This window comes from Lentibacillus juripiscarius, assembly GCF_042685205.1.
GTDB lineage: Bacteria > Bacillota > Bacilli > Bacillales > Amphibacillaceae > Lentibacillus > Lentibacillus juripiscarius.
In genome coordinates, this window is record NZ_JBHUNA010000003.1 from 174,131 (window position 1) to 194,970 (window position 20,840).

Here is a 20,840-nt window from a genome sequence, read left to right on the forward strand (position 1 = left end):
TGGACTGCCTTTTGGGTTGAGGGTGCTGCCGCTCGTGTTTGGGGTGCTGCCGCTCGAGTTTGGGGTGCTGCCGCTCGAGTTTGGGGTGCTGCCGCTCGAGTTTGGGGTGCTGCCGCTCGAGTTTGCGGTGCTGCCGCTCGAGTTTGGGGTGCTGCCGCTCGAGTTGGGGTGCTGCCGCTCGAGTTGGGGTGCTGCCGCTCGAGTTGGGGTGCTGCCGCTCGAGTTGGGGGTGCTGCCGCTCGAGTTTGGGGTGCTGCCGCTCGAGTTTTGGGTGCTGCCGCTCGAGTTTTGGGTGCTGTCGCTCGAGTTTTGGGTGCTGCCGCTCGAGTTTGGGGTGCTGCCGCTCGAGTTTTGGGTGCTGCCGCTCGAGTTTTGGGTGCTGCCGCTCGAGTTTGGGGTGCGCTCGCTCGAGTTGCGGGTGCGCTCGCTCGAGTTGCGGGTGCGCTCGCTCGAGTTTTGGGTGCTGCCGCTCGAGTTTTGCATCTTCGTGTTACTCGATGCACAACTCTTATATTGTAAAAAGCTCCCTGCCTTCATGAGACCAGGAGCTTTTACACAATTCCATTTTCATTTGTCCACTATTATTGATAGACCGTTTCGGCAGACAGAACGTCCTTCATTAGTTGGACGGCCGTATCGATTTCTTTGTAACTTACCGTGAGCGGCGGCAGCAGCCGGATGACGTTCGCACCGGCACTTAAAACGAGCAAACCTTTTTCCATCAGCAATCCAACCATACTGGATACATCCTGATTACATTCTATACCAATCATCAGCCCTTTGCCGCGAATGAATGAAACAACCGGAAGCTCTCCGATGCATGCAGTCAGCTGCTCCAGCAAATAGGCACCTTTTTCCATTACAGCTTGTAAAAAATCATCCTGGAAAACATGCTGTAACACGGCTTCCGCTGCTGCCATGGCCAGCGGGTTTCCGCCAAATGTTGCCGCGTGGCTGCCAGGACCGAACGCATCCTGAAGGGAGTGTTTCGCGATCATGGCACCCACGGGCACGCCATTGGCAAGCCCTTTTGCTGACGTGATAATATCCGGGGAAATCCCGTAATGCTGATAAGCAAATGCCCTTCCCGTCCGGCCGATGCCAGTCTGTACCTCATCAATAATTACCAATGCACCATGCTCGCGGCATACGCGTTCCACTTCTTTTACAAACTCGGGATCCGCTATATGAAGACCGCCCTCCCCTTGGATCACTTCCAGCATAACAGCGGCAGTCTCATGGTCGATGGCTTGTTTCACCGCATCAATATTATTGAATGGGACATAGCTGAACCCCTCCGGCATCGGGCCAAAGCCGGTATGGATTTTTTCCTGACCGGTTGCTGCCATAGAGCCGAATGTCCGTCCGTGAAACGACTTCTCAAATGAAATGATGTTATGTTTGCCTGTCGCTTTACGGGCAAGCTTGATCGCCGCTTCATTCGCCTCCGTACCACTATTGCAGAAAAAAACTTGATCACCCGAGCTATGCTGTGTAAGCGCCTCTGCCACTTTTTCCTGTATTGGATTATGGTATAAGTTCGATACATGCCAATAATGATTCAGCTGGTACTCCAGTGCCTGCTGCACATCCGGGTGACGGTGACCGAGATTACAAACACCAATCCCCGCCCCGAAATCTAAGTACGTTTTCCCTTCTGTGTCTTCCACAACCGTCCCAGATGCACGTTCCACCGACAAATCAAACCGCTTATAAGTTGGAAAAAGTGCCGTCATATACTGCAGCCTCCCTTGAATGGCTTATGGTTTTTCATTTCGTTCTATTATAAATTGTATGAATATAATGTCAAGTGTATAATTATAAAGTGCAAAAATGGAATAGCAAAATAGCCTAAGTCCTAATGAAAACAGGCACACATCTTATGTTGATGCGTGCCTGTTTTTTATTCATGTATGCCTTATGGCTTCTGTTAAATTGTTCGCGAATTTCGACGTACTACATGAAAATGATTTGTCGTCTAACCTACCTTCTTCGCTTAATAAAGACAGAATAACTGAATGAAAAACAAAATATAAATTGACAGGCTTATTCTCTTCCTGATTTTGCTGGAAATACAGTGTATGACCAGGAGTAAAGAAAGTCAGCGATAAACACAATCCCCCATAGCATTGAAATACTATACATCGTCTCGTTTGCATATGGTGATTCCGCTGCAGAACCAGCTTCAATCCATGATAAATCAGTCAAATACGTTACCAATTCATTAAAACCGTCTGTGCTGTACACCAGGAAAACAGCCTGCACAGCACCAAATATGGTTAAATGAACCATGGAGCTCCAGCGGTATTTTTTAGCTACGAACTTAGGATCTTTATTCCTTTCAATAATTCGACGGTCCTTCTCTGTTAGCAGTTCAACACCGCGCCACCGGCCAATTTTCATGCGCATCCATCGGTCCAGTTTGATAAAATCAATGATCCCAAACGTACATGCATAAACGACAAAAATCGTAATCACTATCTGAAATGTTGAGATTTCACCGGTCTCCAGATAAATCAGTATTGCCAGGGCTGCTTCAAATGCCAATAACACAAGAAATGCTAACAGAAACCATAAACTCGTCCGCCGCCTGTTCCAAAAATAACGGACAAAACCAAACAGCAGCAGAGCCACGAGTGACAACACTTCCACCGCAACAACTATTTCCCATTGATACGTCAAAACCATTTCCATCAAGTCCACCGCCCTAAGTCATCTATATTCAGTTTCCACAAACTTCTTGTACAAGTCAATATGATTTTTCGTGTTAAAGCTGGATAATAGATTTTCCAAAGATACATAACTTGGCTGTGGCTTGATAACGCATCCGAAAAAAAACTGCAACGATTAGAAGAAAAATGGGATGATAATAAATGGAAAGTAAAACACGGGGAAGATGCTTATGGGTTTAGCGTCTCCGCAAAATACCCTTATACGGAATCGCCGAATAAAGGCATTAGTATTAATGGAGCGGTGATAAGCGGGACTCCAGAGGAATTAGAGCGATTTCAGGACTTGGAAATTGTCAAAGCCACTGTTTTAGGTGTAAAGACTCCTATCATGTAGTCCCCCCCTTCCCCCGCTACATTTGGCATGTTAGTGAACAATTTCGTTAAAAGTGCGTTATAACGTGGAACAGTTTAAATAGCATCCTACCTTGTTGCCCCGACAATCTGTTGTTAGCTCTTGAAAATAATCACCCTAGATGTCGGCCGGTAAATTGGCTTTTCTCCACCAATCATAATTTTCTGACACTAAATGGTTGACTTATTCAACGGCTTGGTATATTTTTATAGTAAGGGTATGATAATTGCCCTGCCCTCTTTTAGAAAGGGGGTGATAATAGTGGACGAGATTGGGCTTCTAACGGCTGTTATAGGTCTCATTGCGGCAATCGTTGGTTTTGTTACTTCATTAGTAACAACGTACCGGGAACATTACAGCCGAAAAGAAAAGAATCCGACTCCGAGCCAACCGGAGAAGGATTCTAAACCACCGAGGTCAAGGGGTTAAACCCCTTGCCTCACCACTATTGTATGCTTATCATACCCTTGCCATACCAAATTGTCAAGGAGTTGATTCAATGTTCACGGCAACTATTGTCATTTCCATTGCCTCCATGCTCATCACCCTGTCGACATTTGTGCTTTTGTACAAAACACGCTGGAAGAAAAACAAAAATAGTTGATATTACCGAGGTGGACCAAATGACTTCAAAACAACCGATGCATTACTATGGACTAAAAGAATTTGCTGAGTTTGCAAAGGAACAAGGAATGGAATACAGCACACGGCATTTATCCGTCTATAAAGGAAGGGATTTACTGCCAGAACCAACCGTAATGATTGGGGACAAAGCCGGATGGACCAAAGACCAAATCGATGAGTGGATTGGACAGGTCAAAGAGAAAAAGGGGCGAAAAAAATAAACGGTGATAATGCCCGCCCCCCCTGCTCCATCTCGCCGTTTTTCGTTTTCTTACCATTTGCCTTCCATTCCAACTATTAATTATTTAGGGGATAGGATTATGAAACAAAAAGGTACTAATAAGCCTGTACCCGCCTTACCTGACTTTTGGGGAAAGTCGAAAGAAATAATAGAAAAAGAGCATAAGGATTGGATTTATAATCAGTATTTTAGTCGGGAAGTTCTAACTATTTACTGCGATGGATCAATGAATGAACAGAAAAAGATGGCAGCTGGTTTCTGCTACGTTTACAATGGGACTGTAACGAAGAAATATCATTTGGTGAGTAAAACAAGAGATTGCTCCATTCCCGTATTCGCTGAAATAATAGCAATCATTAGTGCCCTAAAGAAATTCCGTCAAAATGTAAGAGGGAATTATTCAAGCGTGCGGATTTTTAGTGACCTGGATTACATTGATAATATCTTAACTCAAAGCTCCACATTCAAAAATACTTGTCTAAAAAAAGTACAGAAAGAATTAATCCTCACCTTTGAACAGTCATCGCTCAAATACCCAAACATAAATATAGACATTTCACCATTAACCAGAAGGCAAAAGAGGCACAATCCTTTTTTAAAAGCCGCTCACAATGCTGCACGGGAATTAATTACATAAAAGTTTGTGGCTAGTTAAGGGGCATAGATAGAGCTTACTTCAGAAGTGGATTTGGTTCCCCGTTACAAAAAAGAAGCAACCGCAAGACTTTTTCAAAGTTCAAGCGGTTCTCTTTATCTTTCGAAACTGACTGCCTGCTATTTCTGATGCAGCAATACAAGTGCTGTATTTCATTCTTGCCCGTTTAATCTATGTTGCTAATTTTCCTCATCAGCTCCACCTTTGTTTTACTGTCTTTAATGTGTCGCAGATCAAATGATGGCTTATACCCTCTCGTCCTGGCTTTTGCAGCTTCCTTAAAGGCTCTTTTCATCCCCAATTCGTCTTCCTGTACTTTAATGATGTAACATTGGTTCATTGTCCGGTCTCTCCTTATCTGTTTTAATTGATAAGTCTGAAGCCTTTTCATCAAAAAACCCCTTCATGCTTGAATGCACAAAGGGGTCTTGGACCGACTTATCATTCAAAGCGTCTGCTTTGCTGGTTGGAGCACCTTACATCTGCAGGTTGCTGTGACATCGCCGAGCCAGTTCTCTCCGTCACTCCTGATAACTTATTTAATAGAAGGATAATCTATTTTTTTAGAAATTGCAAATCTAACAGTTCCAATATCAATCATAGAAATTAAATTAACCCGCCTGCTGCACTACTATATATATCCCTCAGGAGGTGGTGGTTATTCTCCTATCGCGCCTTGGAAAGGGACAATTATCCCCTTGATCTATTCATCCAGTCACGCTCATTGACACTTCTACAAAATTATATTATACTATTTATCATTCAATTTCATATAACTTATCCAGAGCGGCTGAGGGATCTGGCCCTGCGAAGCCCGGCAACCTGCAAACATAATTGTAAGGTGCCAACTCCAGCAAATCGCAGTTTCAAGCGTTTTGAAAGATAAGGTGTCCGGACAAACGCCTTCCAAAACGGGAGGCTTTTTTGTTTTTTGGCCTAAATAAAACGGACAACCAGTGAACAATTTTTTCACAATATATCATCCGAATTTTTATCCCAAAACCCTGAGCCCGCAAGAATCCAACAACGAATGGGGGAACAGCAATGAATGCATCAGAAATGAACAAAGGACGCGCATCGGCATTAATACCATTTATTATATTTCTATTTCTATTTATCGGTTCCGGTGTGGTCAATGGCGATTTTTATAAACTACCAATACTGGTTGCCGTCTTTATCGCTGTATTAGTTGCACTGTTTATGAACAGAAAAATGGCTTTTCAAGATAAACTTGATCACTTGACCAAAGGGGCCGGGCACCCCAACATCATGCTCATGGTTATTATTTACCTGCTGGCCGGTGCATTCTCCGCAGTTGCAGAGGGCGTTGGTGCAGTTGAATCAACCGTCAACCTTAGCCTGACTTTCGTGCCCGAAAACCTGCTGATTGTCGGCTTGTTTATTATCGGTTGCTTCATTTCCATTTCCATGGGGAGTTCTGTCGGCACAGTTGTTGCTCTCGCTCCGATTGGTGTCGGTCTTGCCGATCAGACAGGAATGGGCACGGCATTGATTTTAGGGTCCATCATCAGCGGTGCGATGTTCGGTGATAATTTATCCATCATCTCGGATACAACCATCGCTGCCGTAAAAACACAAGCCGTCAAAATGGGCGACAAGTTTAAAGTAAATATCTTTGTTGCCCTTCCCGCAGCTATCGTGACCGCTGTTATTTTTGGTGTCATGACATGGAATGCCGGCGGGTCGATTAGCGGGGATCACCCGTACGATCTAGTTAAAGTATTGCCCTATCTTGCCGTACTCATTTTTGCCATCGCTGGGGTTAATGTGATTTACGTATTAATCGGCGGAATCATTTTCGCTGGAGGAGTCGGGCTTTTTTACAGCAGTTTCGATGTCATGGAATTCCTGAATTTGCTTGGCGACGGTATGGCTGGCATGCAGGAGTTGGCTCTGTTATCGATTTTACTCGGCGGATTGGTTGAACTGATTCGCGTGAATGGCGGGATTGACTTCCTGCTGCACGCCATTAGCAACCGGATTCACTCAAGAAAAGGCGCCGAAGCTGGCATTGCCGGCCTTGTTAGTGTCTTTGACCTATCAACGGCTAACAACACCATTGCAATTATCAGCGTTGGCTCACTAGCTAAACAAATTTCCAAGCGATTCGGTGTCGACCCGCGCCGAACAGCAAGCGTGCTGGATATTTTCGGAAGTGCTTTCCAGGGGATTTTGCCATATGGCGCACAATTGCTGGCGGTTGCCGGGGTTGCGTCCATATCCCCCGTTTCCATCATGCCATATTGTATCTACCCGGTCCTGCTCGGGATAGCCGGCATAATCGCCATTGCAACGGGGTATCCTCGATTTTCGACAGAAGGAAACAACGCAGAATTAAGCGAAGATCAGCAAACTGCAACAGAAGCGTAAGATGAAGGGGATCAGCATAAAGTCTGGTCCCCTTTTTTGATTTGTTTCGGTTAGGATGGTTCTTTTATAGTGAACGTTTCTGTTGCTGTCCTTCTTGAACAACCACATAAATTGCTTTTCTCAGCTCTACAGCTACTTCGTTTAATTATTTTGTCTTTCCAGCAAATGATGTATATTATAAATATAACCCTTCCAAAAGTATAGGAATAATAACTGAAATACAGTGCTGACAGGGAGTTTCGATATGCAAACCGAAAAAGAGAAAATGGTAAATGGCAAACTTTATGATGCAGCCGACCCGGAATTAGTGCAAGAGAGAATGACCGCACAAAGACTGACTAGATTATATAACCAAACACTTGAAACAGATGAAGATAAAAGAATCGAATTGTTAAAGGAGCTATTTGGTTCAACTGGAGAAAGTCTGACTGTAGAGCCAGCTTTTCGCTGTGATTATGGTTACAACATTCATGTTGGAGAGAATTTCTACGCTAATTATGATTGTGTTATGTTGGATGTCTGCGAAGTAAGAATTGGTCACGCTTGTTTACTGGGGCCCGGTGTACATATTTATACAGCAACCCATCCACTAAATCCCACCGACCGGATTTCCGGATTAGAATATGGAAAACCAGTTACCATTGGCAATAATGTTTGGATTGGTGGAAGAGCTGTCATCAATCCCGGGGTTACGATTGGCAACAATGCAGTTATTGCTTCTGGAGCTGTTGTGACAGATGATGTTCCGGATAACGTTGTTGCAGGCGGAAATCCTGCTAGAATTATTCAGGAATTGTGAAAACGCCAAAGCCATTCCTTTTCAAAAGCGATTCATCCCCCACTTTTGAGAAAACATAATCCCTCTCTGTGTGGGGGCTATCGCCTTTGTGTTCTCAGGACACCTGCAGCTCCAGCGAGTTCACTACTTCCTGCACCTCTTCTTCGCCTGCTGCTTCCCACCTGCTTTTGTCAGTAATATTTCCATCTTTATCAACAGGCTCCTGGAATTGGTTGAATCCAGTAGTTGTCAGCAGGGAGTTTTCATCCCAGTCAAGGCCGGTATTGACCACGTGCTTGATGACATACGGTGTGCGGAATTCCAGATAGGCATTGGGACTGTCCAGCTCCCCGTCGACGACACTGAACGGAATTCTGATATAGATCGTTTCGCCCTCTTCCCGGCATAACACCATATCAAACTTCGCCCGGTCATATTCCCAATTTCCGCATAGTGTATAGCCATTCGATCGGAATGTTTTGTACACATCACCGAAATAGGCTCTTTTTCCTTCAATTTCTGTTTCCAGTTTTAACATAGAGCTGTCACTCCTCGTATGATAGATGTCATACATTAGGTTTAACGAAAACTGGAATAAAATACCCTTATTATTGAAAAATTTACATGCACCCTGTTGGAGTGACAGCTAAGCTGGAGTTTTTTTATCCGGCCAAATGATTAAACAGTTGCGATCTTCCTGTCTGATCCCGATTTCATTCCTGATACAATCAAAATAATACCGGTCATTCCCACCATGGTAATCGGGAGGAGCCAATTGGCGGTGATATCATGCATGAAACCCAATAATACCGGTCCGATCGCTGCGATTAAATAGCCCAACGACTGGGCCATTCCAGACACTTTCGATGCCTCCCGTCCGTCATTCGACCGCAAGCTAAAGAACATCATCGACAAACTGAATGCCGACCCACAGGCACCACCGATACATATAACAGCTATGGTGATCATAATTGCATTTCCAGTCAAAAGCCCGCCGGCACCAAATATAACCAGTATTCCGGTAATGGCAGTCAACAGCTTTTGACCCGCCATTTTTTCCGCGATAACCGGAGTAATAAAAAGAGATAGCATTTCGCTATCCCCTTTTCATCTATTACTCTTCATCACTTCCCCGGTAACGCTGGTACGGAAGCGGGTTCCATGTTCTGTATTGCAGGTCTTCCGCCCGTAATGCGGATGGGATGTCCTCGAAGATTCGTTGCGCTACTTCTAATTCCTTCTCTGCTTCCCCTTTGCCCTGGTACATAAATTCATCCGATGCTTGATCAGGAGCCTTATCCACCTTTTCCTCTAGAGACTCCACGACCATTTCTTGCTGTCTGCGCAACGTGTCGCGCGCATCAGCGATCCAATCAGGCTGTGTTGACCGAAGTGTATCCGATACATGGCTGAACTCCTCGAAAATCTCCTTATACACACGATCAGCATTGGAACGGGCATCCAATATCGCTGTCTCCAAGTCCTCAATCGTCAGGTTTTCCTTTTCCAGAGGTTTATGCCGCCTAGGCCCGCCTAACCTGGACCTGGTTAAATAATAAGGGAAAATACTCTTGATGGTCTTGCCGACTGGTGCGACAGCCTGATTATTTTCATCGACACCTTTTGGCTGTATTCCTTGCATCGCAATCCGAGCAGATTCCGGCCGGACAATTTCTTTTGGCGGCAGGACGCCGTAGCGCAAGAGTTCCCTGATGCCTGTTCCGGAAATATTAATCCGATACCGCTCATCATGCGGACACGTCTGATCGGTTGCCGGGTGATCGCAACGTGTGCAATAGAATACCTCATGGAACAGCCGTATATCGATACCTAATTCGTCCGATGTAAACTCATCAAAAATTGTGTGGGCTGCATATTTATCATAAAAATCACCAATGCCCGCATGATCCCGGCCAATCAGTGCATGGGTACAACCGTAGTTTTTCATGATAATCGCATGTAGAACCGCTTCCCGTGGGCCTGCAAAAATATATGTAACTCGTAATGGTGCAAGTAATGTTCTTTCTTTTGGATAATAATTTTCCAGCACACTGCGGTAGGATAACATCCGAAACTCGTGTCTTGTATATTCACGTTTGGCCATCTCGACTAATGGCTGAACAAATAATCCATCCAACTCTTCCAGCGCGTTTCTATGAATATATTCATGACCGCGATGCAATGGGTTCGCACCTGTTATGAAACCACCAACAGAATTAAACTTCTTTTCCTCATAAAATAGTTCCCATGTATCTTTCGGTTCCATTCGAATGTTTTCAAACGGACCCCAATGCACCCGGCGCAGCAATTGAATCGGACCACCAAGTGCTGTATCCCCCATTCGCCGGTAAATCGAATCTACCCCAGGATGGCTTCGGTCGGTGGTACCAAACAGATGAGACGCACGGAAGTCCCGGTCATAATGAAAAATATCATCCAATTTCAGAATAGCAACCGGCTCTTTTGTTTCATCCGTAAGCGCGACTTCATCCCCAACGGATAAAGTTTGAATGACCTGCTCATTCCGCTCCCCTATCGGCGCAAAACTCAATGGAACCGGCCAAATAACGCCGTTTGTCAGCCGTCCATTTGTCAGTACAGACTTGTAATCTTCTTCCACCATGAAACCTTCATTCGGCGACAGCACACCAGTGGCTATCATTTCAAGGGTAATGACAGCTTCCAAATCTACCATAATCATTGGAAGCTGCTTGGCCTTTTCCATTGCTTCCTCACGTTCTTTTCCCGTAAGTACACGATTTACTAACTTTCCGCCATGTGGCTGTTGTGGATAAGTCGCTAATTTTTCCTCACTCAATACCAGTGAATCTTTACTCATTCGCCTTCCTCCTCATTCCCCTTATAATCTATTGACTGAAAGCGGGATTTGTCTATTCCAGCTCCCTTGTCCCCTTTGTTCATACATATGGAAAAATTGCTATCACTATTCCAGTGAAAATGAGCCTAAAAGAAAGTGATTTATTCTCCAGTTGAATGTTAAATACACTAATAATTATTTTAAAATTTTGTATATTTTTATAATACCTAAATTAGGGTATTTTGTAAAGGCTTTCGCAGAAGAATTAGGTTAGCTGTTACGTACATGTTCCTCCCCTATCAGCTCAAACACTTCGTACAATTGAGTATTTTTACCTAAAACTTTTTACCCTTGTGTTAATTTTTGGAATTATCTATCATAAACGATGTAATAGAGTCTTAATAGAATTGTTAGAAAGAGGTGAATGAGCTGCGTTGCGTTTGACCAAATCAAGTGAGGGGGAAGTACATGTTTAAACGAATTGGTGTATTACTTGTCATCTTTTTAATGGCATTCAGTCAAGTGGCTTTTGCATCAGGCAATCTGGCGCCAAAAAAAGATTTACAGCGGGAGAGTCTGAAGGCTGAAGATCTGGAACCAACAATTGATCCAGAAGAAGAAGTCAGAGCAATTGTTGAAATTGATGGTGAGGCGCCCATTGAAAAAGCAACCAAAAAAGGCAAAAAATTTGGCAGTTTAAGTGTTTCTGAGAAAAAACAATACTTGAATAAAGCAAAGGAAAAGAAAAAAGCGGTCAAAAACGCGATGAAAAACAAAAATGTTCAAGCGAAATCATTGCAGGAATTTAATGCTGTGATGAATGGATTCAGTGTTGAAGTGGAATATAAAGATTTCCAAACCATTGAGAAAATCCCTAACGTTAAAGAAGTTTCCATTGCAAATGAATACAAACGGCCGATTGCGGAACCGGATATGGTAAACAGCAAAGAACTGGTTGAAGCACAGCAGGCCTGGCGCGACTATGGTTTCAAAGGAGAAGGCATGGTCGTCGGTGTGATTGACACAGGTATTGACCACCAGCATCAGGACATGGTGCTTGCAGATGACACCGAGGTGGCACTGACAGAAAAACAGGTCAATGCAACCATTGAAAAAGAAGACCTTCCTGGCCGCTATTATACGGAAAAAGTTCCATACGGCTACAACTATATGGATGAAAACCATGCGTATACCGATGATTTTCCAGGTGCATCTTCCCATGGAACGCATGTAGCCGGATCTGTTGGTGCAAATGGTAATGAAGATAACAACGGAATCAAGGGTATTGCCCCGGAAGCACAGCTGTTGAACCTAAAAGTGTTCGGTAATGATCCAGATTTCCAGTCAACCTATGGGGATATCTACATAAAAGCGATTGATGATGCAATCAAACTGGATGCCGATGTCTTGAATATGAGTCTGGGTTCCCCTGCCGGTTTTGTAAACGATGAATCACCGGAACAGCAGGCCGTCACACGAGCTGTCGATAATGGTGTGTTCATGTCCATTTCTGCGGGGAACTCTGCTATGTTTGGTGACGGGTATTTTTATCCATATGCTTCTAATCCGGATTATGGCGTTGCCGGATCACCGGGTGTTGCCGAAGACTCCCTGCAAGTAGCATCGTTTGAAAACAGCTTAATGAAAGTGGATGCGCTTGAGTACAACATCAATGGCGAAACCGGGACGTTTGGTTTCCTGTCAGCCAGTGAGACAGCCCCACCGGCTGATGGAAGTTCGTTTGAGTTAGTGGATGTTGGGCTTGGATACGCAGAAGATTATGATGGAAAAGATATTGAAGGTAAATATGCCCTGGTACAGCGCGGCGAACTGGATTTTGTAACCAAAGCGCTGAATGCACAAAAGGCCGGAGCATCTGGTGTATTCGTTTATAACAATACAGATGGCATGGTCAATATGGCAACGGAACCGGAAGTGGTAATTCCACAGCTATTCTTGTCCAAATCAGATGGGGAATTACTTGCTGAAGGCCTTGCTAATGGACAAGCCCCGACTGTTGCATTCCATGGGGAAACAACCTCCATTGTTAATCCGGAGTCAGGAAAAATGAGTGATTTCACATCCTGGGGGCTGACACCGAATCTTGATTTCAAACCGGAAATCACAGCACCAGGCGGTCAAATCTATTCCACATTGAACAATGGTGAGCACGGCATTAAAAGTGGCACATCGATGGCAGCACCGCATATTTCGGGCGGCAGTGCGTTAGTGCTGGAACGTGTTGATCAGGAATTCGGCTATGAAGGTGCCAATCGTGTTAATCTAGCCAAACAGCTGATGATGAACACTGGCAAAACCGTCGACTTTGAGGGCGCACCTGTCTCCCCTCGTCGTCAGGGTGCCGGCATACTGCAGCTCCATGCGGCATTGTCAACACCAGTTGTCGTAACCGAATCTGAAACCGGTGAAGCAAAAGTCGCATTGAAAGAAGTCACTGAGAATACTGCCAGCTTTGAATTAACGGCTGAAAACTTTACGGACGAAGCTGTTACGTATGAAGTGGAGGCGAACGCCCAGACCGATTCACCAGCTGATGGCGGAGGTGTTCTCGTCACAGCACCAAACCAATTCCCGGCGCAAGAGCTGGATGGTGCCGCAACCGTAGATCATAATATGGTAGAAGTTCCTGCAAGTGGAAGCACGTCATTTGAAGTAACCATTGATGTCAGTGATTGGGATGCAGATTTAAACTCCATTTTCACGAATGGGTACTGGCTGGAAGGATTTGTGACATTAACCGATCCAGCCGATGTTCATCCAACTCTGACGGTACCATATGCCGGATTCAAAGGTGAATGGGATGATGCCCCTATTTTTGATGCAGCAGATGAGTCATCTTACTATGGCATGACCGGTATCGCGACAGACCTTGGCGGGGGAAGCTACGGATTCTTTGAAGATGACGCCATTATCTCGCCGAATGGTGATGGTGAACTGGATGATGCCCTCTTGGTTGTTTCGTTCCTGCGAAATGCCAAAAACGTAAACTTTAATGTGCTGGATACGGAAGGAAATGTTGTGGAAACATTAACAGAAGAAAACTACGTACGGAAAAACTACTATGACAGCGGTCAAGTGCCGGAATACTCCCTTGACCCAGCGCGTACATGGGATGGCACGATTGATGGTGAACCAGCTCCTGACGGCCAATATTTCTTGCAGGCTGGAGCTGTCATTAACTTTGACGGTGCAGAAGAGCAATCTATTAAACTGCCAATCTCTGTGGATACGACCGGACCGGAACTAGACGAAGACATTAACCGCGGCCAGCGCGAAGTAGCTCTTGCGGTGTCGGATGAAAATGGTATTGCCAAGTGGGAAGTACAAGTTGACAAAGAGGATCCAATCGTCATGAGCGATAAACACGAACTTGAACTGACCGGCATTCACCCAAGCCAGGTCGTCACCGTCACAGCAACAGACAGCGTCGGTAACGAAACGGAAGAAGTTGTAATGGGGCCACAAGGAAAAGCCAAAGGAAAATTCAAAGGCAATAATGGAAAAGGCAACAACGGCAAAGGAAAAGGACCAAAACATTAAAATAGTAAAGTTTAAAAACCGGTGTCTTTCCTTTAATAGGCACCGGTTTTTTTTGTTGCAGAAAATGCGAAAGAGTATAAGTCTGAAACGTTTGTAACTGGAACACAGTTTTGTTTTTGTATCAAAAAAGTTCCCGAAAGAACAAAAATAACAATACTGAGTCCAGTGAGGATTGGACTTAGTATTGTTATTTACAATTTATTCATTCTTAGTGTAGACCCGATTAATTTTCTGAACAGCAGTAATCGTACGAGCAGCATTTTTTATGATTAAAAACAGCCGCTAAATACTTCTGCGTTGAGCATGGTAACATTCGAAAGAAAAATCCGCGATATTTAATATCAAGCAGACCCAGGATAAGTACAATAACAACCATAAACAATAGGACAGGCTTCTTGTTGGATATCATAAATGATTTCTCCCCTTAAAAATGCTCCTTTTCCGTTCTCATTACCTCAATTATAGGTCCGTCATGTCACCACAAATTCCGTCCTGCTGTACCCTTCTTTTGTCTTCATAACGTCAAGCCGGGCCGGGAACATTGTCTTTAGTTCGTGGACGTGGGAGATGACACCAATCATACGGCCGGACTGCTGCAAGTCTATCAATGTTTCTATCGACTTGTTCAGTGACTCCTCATCCAATGATCCGAATCCTTCATCGATAAACATCGTCTCGATTGCGATATTTCCCTGGAAGCTCTGGATGACATCGGACATGCCTAATGCAAGACAAAGAGACGCGTTGAATTTCTCCCCGCCTGACAGTGTTTTGACATCCCTTGTCTGGCCGGTATAGGCGTCATGGACATCAAGTGCCAGCCCGCTTTGTTTGCCGTGGGATTCCTGTCGGTCGCTGCGCATGAGGTAAAACTGACCATTGGACAACTCTTTCAGTCGTCCGTTGGCTGCTTCGATAATCCGCTCGAGATATTCAATCTGCAAATAACGTTCAAATGAAATTTTTGAGTTGTTCTGTCCCCGAAGTACGTTATGCAAATCAGCAATTGCCGCCAATTCTTTTTCCTTGGCAGCAAATTTCTCGCTCGCCTCCAGAATATTCATGCGCAAATCGGTTGCTTCCTCATAGTAGTTTTTCGACAAGTTTAATTGTTTTAGTGCCGCTTCATAAGCTTCCTGCAGCTGCTTAAGCTCCGTTTCTATAGTGATTAAATCAGCTTTGGTGCTGTCTTTCAGCTGTTTCTTTAGGTCAGCGACGGCTTGTTCGAGTGCTGCACGTTTTTCATTAAATTGCTGAATGTGTTCTTTCTGTTTTTCCCGTTCGGATGGGGCCATTTTGGCTTCCTGATAGGTTTTCTCGGACGTAAATTGAGCCTGGTCGAGCGCTTCCTTAAACGACGTCTCTGCATTTTCCCGTTTCTGCTGTGTATCTTCCAATTGTTTTTTGCTGTTAGCAAGGTTGGCAGTTGCCTTCGTCTGTTCGTCTTTTGCCTGTTGGTACTTTTGCTGTGCGTTTTCCCAGGCCTTTTCGAGCTTCTCTTTATAGTCAGACGTTTCTTTGATTTGCCGCTCTAATTCAGTTAGAACGCGCATTTCTTCCGGGATATTGCGCAGCCGTTCATCGTAGACAGCTTTTGCTTTTTCATAGGCTGCATTTTGTTCATGATAGGCTTTTTCCAATTTTTCCTTATCCGCTTCCAGTTGTTTTCCTTCTTCGGTTGCTTTCGCATGGGCTTCTTTCGCTTTGGTCAGTTTTTCCCGTTGCTGTTTCAGTGCTTCCACTTCATCACTCAGCTGTTTTCCTCTTTTGGATAAATCTTCCTTCAAGGATGCAGCATCCGCAGCTTGAATCTGGTGTTGCCTCAGTTCTTCCTGCACTTCCTCCAGTTGGGATGTATTGGATTTTTGATTCGTTGCCGCTTCCCGATAATGCCGGTCTTTTTCGTCCAGTTCTTTTTTCAGCGCCTCCAGACGGTCTTTCGTTACCTCACTGCTTTTATGATCTGCTTTGGCCGGGTGTTCTTGACTGCCGCACACCGGGCATGGCTCACCATTATGCAAGTGAGTTGCCAAAACACCAGCCTGATTTTGCATCCAGCTCTGTTCGGCTTCATCATAGGTGCGTTTCATGTCGTAAAAAGCCTGTTCCTTTGTCTGGAGCTCCTGGCTGAGGCGGCTCTGCTTTTCTTTGAGGTCGAGATATTTCATCAGGACCTTTACCTGCTCACGCATGCCGTTCAGCTTTTCCTTCTTCTCGAACAATTGGCTGACGGCCTCATCCATATCATTAATCTGTTTTTGCAGGGAATCTGCCTCACTATTTTTTTCTTTCCACGTGTTTTTCTTTTTTTCCAGATCGGCGGCCACTTGTGTGGTCTGCTTTTTTAGTTTTTCCAGTTGCCGCTCACGTTCTGCGATATCTTTCACGGTCGGGAGATATTCGCGCAGCCGGTCAAGTTTTCTGCTAGTGTCTTCCCGCTTTTGCTGGTTTTGTTCTTCCTGCTGATAGACAGACTGAGCATGCTCAAGACTTGTTTCCTTCTTTTTACTTGCTGCTTCTGCATTATGATAGGCACGGACTTTATCCTGTTCTTCCTGGCGCCATTCAGCAGCTTGCTTTTCATAGACTTCGATGCCTGCTGCGCGCTCAGCTGCCTCCAGTTGGCGTTTTTTCTCCGTATACGCCGGGATTTGTTCCTGCAGTTCGTGCAGCTGTTTTTCTTTCTGCTCCAATTCCTGGAAACGGTCGTTCAGCACCTTGGCCTGATGGTACTCTGTCTGTTTTTTGCCATGCGCGGCATAGGCCTCTTCATATTTTTTCTGATCGACCACAATTTGATCGACATAAAATTGAATCTCCTCATCAAGTCCGGCTATTACCTGGTTCGTATTATTGTACTCCTCGGAGAGAACCTTGAACAGCTGGGATTCTTCACGCTCCGGAAGTGTCTTGGAGATTGCCTGAATGTAATGATCGTGCATTTGTTTTTCCTGCATAAACTGCTGCTGGACGTTGTCTTTCTTCTGTTTCAGCAGTTCATTCAAATGCTTGTACGGCTCGGTTTTAAAAATTCGCCGCAAAATTGCTTCTTTATTTTCCGTTTCCGAGGTTAATAGTTTCCGGAACTCTCCTTGGGGAAGCATGACAATTTGCTTGAACTGATCCTGCGTGAGGCCAAGAATGGCTTCAAGCTTTTTATTAATCTCTGAAACCATTTGCCGATCGACACATGGGATTTCTTTGCCGCCCACTTTTTCGTAAAACTCGTACCGCTCGCCGGTTTTCGTTTTGTTTCCTTGTTTGACATGGCCTAATTGGCGAAGAATTCGGTACGTCCGCCCTTTCAGCTCAAACTCCAATTCGACGGAAGTATGGGTATCATCATCAGCAAAATCACTGCGCAGCATCCGATGGTCTTCCCGGTCAGACCCACTGGCACTCCCGTACAAGGCAAAACATATCCCGTCAAAAATAGTCGTTTTACCCGCGCCTGTATTGCCAGCAATGACGAACAGATTATTTGTATCAAGCTCGGCAAAGTCGATCGTTTCCGTCCGTTTGTAAGGCCCGAATGCAGTCATTGTCAGTTTCCGTGGTTTCAATTGGTACTCTCCCCTTTCTGCAAACAGTCAGTTGGTTATGGATGTCTTTTCCTTACTGGCCGCGGGTGTCTCTGGCTTACCTTTTAATAGATTTTCAAGCACGTCCTTGAAAATCGCCTCGGTTTCTGCTGTAGCATCGGTTCCCTTCACTTCTTTGTAGAACGCTTTAAAAAGGTCGAGGTCACTCATGCTGCTGCGGTCTGTCCGTTGGTTGGATCCGGTGCTATCGGCACGTGCGGACGGGGCAAAATGTTTCCGTTCCACATGCATGGCGTTCGGATAAACCGAGCGGATCCGCTCCATTGGTGATAACACAGGGGTCTCGTCCAGGAGCCGGACAAACACATAATCCTCGCTTACCGGATGCATCAGCAATTCCTCCATTGTCGCTTCAACCGTTCGGATATCTCGCGCCGGTGTCAGCCCACGCTTCTCAATGGACACGTTACCATCGGCATCCAGTTCCACGATGTGAAAGCCTTTGTGATGATTTTCCTCTGATATGGAGTACTTCATAATCGAACCGGAGTAGCGAACTGTTTCATTGCTGACATAATGCGCCCGGTGCAAATGCCCGAGTGCTGTATAATGAAACCGGGAAAAATGCTGGGCATCGACGTACTCCGCTCCTCCAATTGAAAGCGGCCGTTCCGAATCACTCGTATTCTCTTTTTCCTCGCCAAATGGCGTAACAAACGCATGACCGACATAAACATGACGGCTGTCCGGGTCCATTTGTTGGTGAATGGTTTCTGCAATTTTTTCCGCAGCATCATTGTGCGTCCGAATCGTCTCATCTTCCAGTTCATTGCGGACGACACTCGGATCACAGTACGGGACAAGATGAAACTGAACCGGCCCGTGTTCGTCGTGAAGTACGACAGGCTCCATCTCTTTGCGTAAATTACCAACAATATGAAAGCCGTTCTCCTTCATAATACTGCTGCCAAAATTCAGGCGGCCCGGACTGTCATGGTTCCCCGCCACCGCCAGAACAGGCGTATTCAGACCAAGCACAATCCTGTCCAGCACCTCATCAAGCAAATGCACCGCTTCCGTCGGCGGCACTGCCCGGTCATACAGATCCCCGGCAATGATTACCGCATCCGGCTTCTCTTCTTCCACAGCGCGTATGAACTGCTCCAGCACATATCGCTGATCCTCTGTCATGTACACACCCTGCACGAGCTTACCCAAATGCCAGTCCGCCGTATGAAATAGTTTCATAGGAAAATTCTCCTTTCCAGTTTCCGTTACTACCTTCTATTTCTATTATAATATATTTTGCGTGCTAGCGTGGACTAAATTAATAGATAAAAAGTCGTTCGATCTATTATGCATCCGTCCTGATTCTTGTGTGGCCAACCGCTGGATACCAGGCGTGCCAGCGGTTGGGGGATTCACTGGTGCATGCTGAGAGCGGGTATTTTTACATAAATTTTCTGTGGTGTAACACTTTTCATTTGGAAGCGATCGATTATACAGGTAGCTAGGTTTATATCTATAATCGCATATAGTTGCAAAAAAGTGTGCTCTATCGGTTGAAGCTATTCAGGTTCGGGCAGATGAGTCAGGGGGGCAACGGGATAATGTTTTTGGTGGCGGGTTGATATTTGGCTTCGACCGGTTGATAGTTGCTGGTGTCTGGTTGATATTCGCTGCATTCCGGTCGATACTTGGCGTTTACCGGTTGATATCTGAAGCACCGGTTGATATTTGGCTATTACCGGTTGATATTTGGCGGCATCTGGTTGATATACGGTGCATTCCGGTTGATATTCGGCTCTTTCCGGTTGATACTTGCCCGACGACGGTTGATTCTGGCACATTCCGGTCGATTGTTCCCGGTCAACGGTTGATTTCTACCAGCAATCGGTTGATATTCCCCGCATTCCGGTTGATATTCGGCTCTTTCCGGTTGATACTTGCCCGACGACGGTTGATTCTGGCACATTCCGGTCGATTGTTCCCAGTCAACGGTTGATTTCTACCAGCAATCGGTTGATATTCCCGCATACCGGTTGATTTCTGGCTCAAACAGGTTGATACCAAACGATAACGGGCACTTTCGCGTACCACACCTGTGCATTTGATTGCCCTTCGTAAGATTGCAACATTATAATGAAGACGAAGACACTAAGAAAACTTGAAAAGCACAATTTTTAAGGAAGGGTCCGATATACATGACAGAAACCATTCGCATTCTTGACAAATATGACTACCCTCTCTTGGAAGCGATGCACACTGGCTTGGAAGAGGATTACGTTAAACGAGTATTTGACAGGCTTGTGACGGGAGACAACCGGCTGTATGGTTTATTTTACAATGGCCGCATGGTGAGTATGGCCGGTTTTTCCATTTATAAAGAGCGTTATGCGATGCTTGGACGCTTAAGAAGTGACCGTCGTTACAATGGTAATGGATTTTCGACGGCATTGCTGGAATATATCATGCATGAAGCTTTTCAGCTAAACGGTATCGAGTGGGTAGGTGCGAACACGGAGGAACACAATTTGCCGGCCCGACGCATCCTGAAAAAAATCGGACTGACTCCTTACACGGCACTGCATACAGCTGTTACGAAGGATGCATCCATGCTCCAATCGGGGGCCCGCCCATGGAAACGAGTGACAGAACTGAGCCGCAAAAAGGAGTTCGTCCATAAGCATTATGTACAGCCGGGGGCGATATTTCCGTATGAATGCTATTACCCTTTTCCGGCTTCGGAGGCGTTGTTTCAGGAACAGGATCTGAAAGAGTGGTCATTTTATGAAAATGAGGCAAAAAACCGTTTTCTGATCACAAAGCCGGACCAAAAAAAGCATCATTATTTGCACGCCATTTATCCATGGAGTGATATCACAGAACAAAATGGTTTATGGGAAACAGTGGAAGACGATTACCGGGAATTCTCGCGGCAGACTGATGGGGATACCTACATTTGGATGGACTTAACCAAAGAGGAAGCAGACTCGCTGCCATCCAATCATCCATTTGACCTTCCCTCTCCATGGATATTGTATGGCACAGCCAAAGCGGCGTGGTTAGAAGCTCGCCGCGTCATGCATAACCGGATCGCTTTTGTTGATTCACAAGACGACTTTATATGAGACAGCCGGGAATGC

The 20,840-nt window shown here is 45.3% G+C and carries 18 protein-coding genes and 2 riboswitches; of the genes, 8 read left to right on the plus strand and 10 right to left on the minus strand.

Translation table 11 applies throughout. The annotated features are described in order from the left end of the window. Positions 1–163: 163 nt before the first annotated feature. Positions 164–661: a hypothetical protein gene (locus tag ACFSUO_RS02050; protein WP_382390564.1), complete on the plus strand. Its 498-nt coding sequence runs from the start codon at positions 164–166 to the stop codon at positions 659–661. Here the strand turns inward: ACFSUO_RS02050 and ACFSUO_RS02055 are convergent. Both ACFSUO_RS02055 and ACFSUO_RS02060 read right to left on the minus strand, forming a co-directional pair. Continuing rightward, positions 582–1,736 (minus strand): acetylornithine transaminase, encoded by a 1,155-nt coding sequence (locus tag ACFSUO_RS02055; RefSeq protein WP_382390566.1) that lies wholly within the window; start codon positions 1,734–1,736, stop codon positions 582–584. The two genes, ACFSUO_RS02050 and ACFSUO_RS02055, sit on opposite strands and share 80 nt — an antisense overlap. Positions 1,737–2,046: 310 nt before the next feature. Beyond that, complete coding sequence (locus tag ACFSUO_RS02060; RefSeq protein ID WP_382390568.1) at positions 2,047–2,694, minus strand: hypothetical protein; 648 nt, start codon at positions 2,692–2,694, stop codon at positions 2,047–2,049. A 651-nt stretch (positions 2,695–3,345) separates the two neighbouring features. On the opposite strand from ACFSUO_RS02060, the gene ACFSUO_RS02065 reads away from it, so the two are divergent. The 3 genes from ACFSUO_RS02065 to ACFSUO_RS02075 all read left to right on the plus strand — a co-directional run bounded on the left by ACFSUO_RS02065 (position 3,346) and on the right by ACFSUO_RS02075 (position 4,586). Continuing rightward, entirely contained in the window at positions 3,346–3,513 is a 168-nt protein-coding gene (locus tag ACFSUO_RS02065) for a hypothetical protein (RefSeq protein ID WP_382390570.1), read from the plus strand. A gap of 194 nt (positions 3,514–3,707) precedes the next feature. After that, positions 3,708–3,929: a hypothetical protein gene (locus ACFSUO_RS02070; protein ID WP_382390572.1), complete on the plus strand. Its 222-nt coding sequence runs from the start codon at positions 3,708–3,710 to the stop codon at positions 3,927–3,929. Positions 3,930–4,028: 99 nt separating this feature from the next. After that, positions 4,029–4,586 carry an RNase H family protein gene (locus tag ACFSUO_RS02075; RefSeq protein ID WP_382390574.1) on the plus strand — a complete coding sequence of 186 codons (558 nt, stop codon included), beginning with the start codon at positions 4,029–4,031 and terminating at the stop codon, positions 4,584–4,586. Between the two features lie 184 nt (positions 4,587–4,770). On the opposite strand, the gene ACFSUO_RS02080 is transcribed toward ACFSUO_RS02075, so the two are convergent. Then, complete coding sequence (locus tag ACFSUO_RS02080; RefSeq protein WP_382390576.1) at positions 4,771–4,944, minus strand: hypothetical protein; 174 nt, start codon at positions 4,942–4,944, stop codon at positions 4,771–4,773. 95 nt (positions 4,945–5,039) lie between these two features. Then, positions 5,040–5,141, minus strand: a riboswitch (SAM riboswitch). A 237-nt stretch (positions 5,142–5,378) separates the two neighbouring features. Next, a riboswitch (SAM riboswitch) is annotated at positions 5,379–5,493 on the plus strand. Positions 5,494–5,648: 155 nt separating this feature from the next. Here ACFSUO_RS02080 and ACFSUO_RS02085 point away from each other — a divergent pair. Further along, a complete protein-coding gene (locus tag ACFSUO_RS02085; protein ID WP_382390578.1) occupies positions 5,649–6,995 on the plus strand; it encodes a Na+/H+ antiporter NhaC family protein in 1,347 nt (448 codons plus the stop codon). Positions 6,996–7,239: 244 nt separating this feature from the next. After that, positions 7,240–7,794, plus strand: coding sequence for a sugar O-acetyltransferase (locus tag ACFSUO_RS02090; RefSeq protein WP_382390580.1), 555 nt, complete (start codon positions 7,240–7,242; stop codon positions 7,792–7,794). Between the two features lie 94 nt (positions 7,795–7,888). Here the strand turns inward: ACFSUO_RS02090 and ACFSUO_RS02095 are convergent, their stop codons facing one another. The 3 genes from ACFSUO_RS02095 to ACFSUO_RS02105 form a co-directional block, all read right to left on the minus strand. Continuing rightward, the gene (locus ACFSUO_RS02095) at positions 7,889–8,311 is read right to left on the minus strand and encodes a YugN family protein (RefSeq protein ID WP_382390582.1); all 423 of its coding nucleotides are present in this window, start codon (positions 8,309–8,311) and stop codon (positions 7,889–7,891) included. Positions 8,312–8,451: 140 nt separating this feature from the next. After that, on the minus strand, positions 8,452–8,865 hold the full coding sequence (locus tag ACFSUO_RS02100; protein WP_382390584.1) for a hypothetical protein: 414 nt from the start codon (positions 8,863–8,865) through the stop codon (positions 8,452–8,454). A 22-nt stretch (positions 8,866–8,887) separates the two neighbouring features. After that, positions 8,888–10,612, minus strand: coding sequence for a sulfate adenylyltransferase (locus ACFSUO_RS02105; RefSeq protein WP_382390586.1), 1,725 nt, complete (start codon positions 10,610–10,612; stop codon positions 8,888–8,890). A 447-nt stretch (positions 10,613–11,059) separates the two neighbouring features. On the opposite strand from ACFSUO_RS02105, the gene ACFSUO_RS02110 reads away from it, so the two are divergent. Further along, the gene (locus ACFSUO_RS02110) at positions 11,060–14,152 is read left to right on the plus strand and encodes a S8 family serine peptidase (RefSeq protein WP_382390588.1); all 3,093 of its coding nucleotides are present in this window, start codon (positions 11,060–11,062) and stop codon (positions 14,150–14,152) included. Between the two features lie 470 nt (positions 14,153–14,622). Here the strand turns inward: ACFSUO_RS02110 and ACFSUO_RS02115 are convergent, their stop codons facing one another. The 4 genes from ACFSUO_RS02115 to ACFSUO_RS02130 form a co-directional block, all read right to left on the minus strand. Continuing rightward, positions 14,623–17,715, minus strand: a complete 3,093-nt coding sequence (locus tag ACFSUO_RS02115) for an SbcC/MukB-like Walker B domain-containing protein (RefSeq protein WP_382390590.1) — start codon at positions 17,713–17,715, stop codon at positions 14,623–14,625. 27 nt (positions 17,716–17,742) lie between these two features. Then, a complete protein-coding gene (locus ACFSUO_RS02120) occupies positions 17,743–18,942 on the minus strand; it encodes an exonuclease SbcCD subunit D (RefSeq protein ID WP_382390592.1) in 1,200 nt (399 codons plus the stop codon). 320 nt (positions 18,943–19,262) lie between these two features. Next, positions 19,263–19,544 carry a hypothetical protein gene (locus ACFSUO_RS02125; RefSeq protein ID WP_382390594.1) on the minus strand — a complete coding sequence of 94 codons (282 nt, stop codon included), beginning with the start codon at positions 19,542–19,544 and terminating at the stop codon, positions 19,263–19,265. A 19-nt stretch (positions 19,545–19,563) separates the two neighbouring features. Beyond that, the gene (locus ACFSUO_RS02130) at positions 19,564–19,752 is read right to left on the minus strand and encodes a hypothetical protein (RefSeq protein ID WP_382390596.1); all 189 of its coding nucleotides are present in this window, start codon (positions 19,750–19,752) and stop codon (positions 19,564–19,566) included. A 146-nt stretch (positions 19,753–19,898) separates the two neighbouring features. Between ACFSUO_RS02130 and ACFSUO_RS02135 the strand changes: the two genes are divergently transcribed. Next, positions 19,899–20,825 (plus strand): GNAT family N-acetyltransferase, encoded by a 927-nt coding sequence (locus tag ACFSUO_RS02135; protein ID WP_382390598.1) that lies wholly within the window; start codon positions 19,899–19,901, stop codon positions 20,823–20,825. The last annotated feature ends 15 nt before the right edge of the window (positions 20,826–20,840 follow it).